We start from the raw sequence: 3,289 nt of genomic DNA on the forward strand, positions 1-3,289 counted from the left end.
TGGGCCCCCCCGAGCAGCTCCCACACCCCCCCTCGACCCACCTTTCTGCGGGGGCCGGGGGCGGTCGGCGCCCCGCTACCCCCGGCGCGGGCCCACCCCCACGACGCTCAGGGCCAGCCAGGCGGCCGTCGCCACCGTCAGCACCGTCGCGGCCCACTCGGCGTGCACGAGGCCGGCCACCCCGCCGATCAGCAGGCCGCTGATCGCCGCCGACACGCGGGTCGGGCGCTCGCCCAGCGTCACCGCGCCGATGTCGGCCATGCCGGCCGCCGTCGCGCGCGCTCGCACGTACTCGTGCAGCCAGCTCACCCCGCCCGCCGCGACCGCGAGCCACGCCGGCGCCCCGCCCACCCACAGCGCGACCAGCCAGGCCGCCTCGCCGAGCCGGTCGGCGACGGAGTCGACGACGAAGCCCGCCTTGCCGGCGCGGCCGGTCACCACCGCCACCGCGCCGTCGAAGGAGTCCGCAAACGACGCCGCCAGCACCAGCAGGGCGGCCACGATCAGGCCCCAGAATTTCCATGATGCGGCCACCGGCACCAGCAGGCAGAGCAGCAGGCCGATCAGCGTGACCGTCGTCGGCCCGATGCCCAGCCGGCCGAGCAGCCCACCGGCCCGCCACGCGATCCGCACCCAGCCGCGGACCAGCGGCGATGCCCGGTGGACGTCGAACCCACCGTGCAGCGCGGACCAGGCGGCCGCGTAGTCGGGCCAGTTCAAGCGAGCGCAGCCGGCGCGAGCTGCTGCCAGACCTCGCGCGTCGCGGTGGATCGGTTCATCGTGATGAAGTGGATGCCCGGCACGCCCTCGTCGAGCAGCCTGCGGCACATCTCACTGCACAGCTCGATGCCGAGCGCCCGCACCGCCCGCTCGTCGTCGGCGACCCGCTCGAATCGGGCCAGCAGCGCGGGCGGGAAGGGCGCGCCGGACAGCTGCGCGGCGCGCTCGATCGTGCCCATCCGCAGCACCGGCATGACGCCGGGCACGATCGGGGTGTCGCAGCCGGCGGCGGCCACCCGGTCGCGCAGCCGCAGATACTCATCCGCCTGGAAGAACATCTGGGTGATCGCGAAGTCGGCCCCGGCGCGGCACTTGCGGATGAAGTTGCGGGTGTCGGACTCGACGTCGTCGGACCGCGGGTGCTTGTACGGGAAGGCCGCCACCCCGACCGAGAAGTCGCCGTACTCGCGCAGCAGGCGCACCAGGTCCTCGGCGTAGAGCACGCCGTCGGGGTGGCGCACCCACTCGCCCATCGGGTCGCCGGGCGGGTCGCCACGCACCGCCAGCACGTTGCGGATGCCGGCCGCGGCCAGCCGCCCGATCACGTTGCGCAGCTCGGCGACCGAGTGGTTCACCGCCGTGAGGTGGGCCATCGGCAGCAGCGTCGTCTCGGTCGCCACACGCTCGGTGACCGAGACGGTGGTGTCGCGGGTGCTGCCGCCGGCGCCGTAGGTGATCGACACGAAGTCGGGGCGAAGCGGCTCGAGCTCACGGATCGTCTGCCAGAGCAGCTGCTCACCCTCGCGGGTCTTGGGCGGCATGAACTCGAACGAGAACGTCGGGCTCGGACGAGCGATCAGCTCACCGATCGCCGGAGTGGCGGGGAGCTTCGAGGGCAGGCCGAGAGACACACCCCGACTCTACCGGTCGCGCCGGAATGCCGAGCAGAGCGTGAGGGGCTAGCGTGGCGCAGTGGAGTCAGCCCCGCTGGAGCACGCCGGCTTGCGTGACCGCGTCGACAAGGCATTGGCCGCGTTCCTGGCCGGCCAGCGTGCCCGCATGGAGTCGATCGACCCGGCGCTCGCGGAGGTGGCCGACGCCCTCGAGGATTTCGTGCTGGGCGGCGGCAAGCGGCTGCGGCCGGCGTTCGCCTACTGGGCGTACCGCGGGGCCGGCGGCGTGGACACCGACCCGGTCGTGGCGGCCGTGTCGGCGCTGGAGTTGGTGCAGGCCAGCGCGTTGATCCACGACGACCTGATGGACCGGTCGGACACCCGGCGCGGCGAGCCGGCGGTGCATCGGCGCTTCGAGAGGCACCACACCGACCGCGGCTGGCGGGGCGGCGCGACGGCGTTCGGGGACGCGGCGGCGGTGCTGCTGGGCGACCTGGCGCTGGTCTGGTCGGACGAGCTGCTGCACTCGTCGGGGTTGCGCCCCGAGGAGTTGGCCCGGGCGCGGCCGGTGTTCGACACGATGCGCACCGAGGTCACGGTGGGTCAGTATCTCGACGTGCACACCCAGGCGACCGGGGACACGTCGGTGGAGCGGGCGGGCAAGGTCGCGCGGTTCAAGTCGGCGAAATACACCGTCGAGCGGCCGCTGCTGATGGGCGCGGCGCTGGCCGGGGCGGGCGACGAGTTGCGCCGGGCCTACGCGGGGTTCGGGCTGCCGCTGGGCGAGGCCTTCCAGATGCGGGACGACGTGCTCGGCGTGTTCGGCGACCCGGCGGTGACCGGCAAGCCGGCTGGGGACGACCTGCGCGAGGGCAAGCGGACCTATCTGGTGGCGGCGGCGTTCGAGGCGGCTCCGGCCGCCGACCGGGCCGAGCTGGACGCGCGGCTGGGCGATCGGGGGCTGGACGACGCCGGGGTGGAGCGGCTGCGGGCGATCATCCGAGACAGCGGCGCGCTGGCCCGCACCGAGGAGCGGATCGAGGCGCTGAGCGGGCAGGCGCTCGTCGTGCTGCGGGCCGCGCCGGTGGAGCCCGAGGCCGGCCGGGTGCTCGAGGCGCTGGCCGACGCGGCGATCAAGCGCGCTCTCTAGGCCGGTCTCCCCGGTCTTCCTTCCGGAGCCACGCCAGCAGCCTGCTGCCCTCCCCCGCGGCCGGCCTCCGCTGCACGCCGTGACGCCCGAGCCGCACCCAGGTCGACAACGTCAGCAGCACCAGGGCGAAGCCGAAGAACAGGTCCTCGACCGGCGCGTACGCGATGCGCAGGCCGACGATGGCGTCCGGGTCGTAGATCACGATGTGCCGGCCGGTCAGGATGCCGTTGGAGAGCAGCTGAAAGACGATGATGATCGGGTACGTGGCCCAGAACGCGGCCCGCAGCACGAGCCGGGTCCGCAGCACCCACAGATCGGCCGCCACCGCCCCGGCGACCCCGAGCAGGGCCGCCGCCGTGTAGCTCATTCCTCGTCGCCGGCGGGCTTGCGCAACACCGCGCGGACCGCCTCGAAGCCGAGCACCGCGCACACCGGCACGACCACGAAGAACAGCACCTCGTCCAGCGGCAACCCGCCGGGAAGGAGGACGCCGGTGGTCTGCTCGGGGTCGAACGTCCAGTGCCCG

4 protein-coding genes are annotated in these 3,289 nt (G+C 74.0%); 1 reads left to right on the forward strand and 3 read right to left on the reverse strand.

What is annotated here, in order from left to right:
- Positions 1-75 precede the first annotated feature (75 nt).
- Both AB0M20_RS34035 and metF read right to left on the reverse strand, forming a co-directional pair.
- Complete coding sequence (locus AB0M20_RS34035; RefSeq protein WP_364304450.1) at positions 76-720, reverse strand: CDP-alcohol phosphatidyltransferase family protein; 645 nt, start codon at positions 718-720, stop codon at positions 76-78.
- Entirely contained in the window at positions 717-1,631 is a 915-nt protein-coding gene (gene metF, locus AB0M20_RS34040; protein WP_364304451.1) for a methylenetetrahydrofolate reductase [NAD(P)H], read from the reverse strand. Before metF ends, AB0M20_RS34035 begins: the two co-directional genes overlap by 4 nt.
- Before the next feature lie 76 nt (positions 1,632-1,707).
- Here metF and AB0M20_RS34045 point away from each other — a divergent pair, with 76 nt between their 5' ends.
- Positions 1,708-2,763 (forward strand): polyprenyl synthetase family protein, encoded by a 1,056-nt coding sequence (locus AB0M20_RS34045; protein ID WP_364304453.1) that lies wholly within the window; start codon positions 1,708-1,710, stop codon positions 2,761-2,763.
- Here AB0M20_RS34045 and AB0M20_RS34050 read toward each other — a convergent pair.
- Entirely contained in the window at positions 2,747-3,130 is a 384-nt protein-coding gene (locus AB0M20_RS34050; protein ID WP_364304452.1) for a lycopene cyclase domain-containing protein, read from the reverse strand. The two genes, AB0M20_RS34045 and AB0M20_RS34050, sit on opposite strands and share 17 nt — an antisense overlap.
- Positions 3,131-3,289: the final 159 nt, after the last annotated feature.

The organism is Actinoplanes sp. NPDC051633, assembly GCF_040681735.1.
Taxonomy (GTDB): Bacteria; Actinomycetota; Actinomycetes; order Mycobacteriales; family Micromonosporaceae; genus Actinoplanes.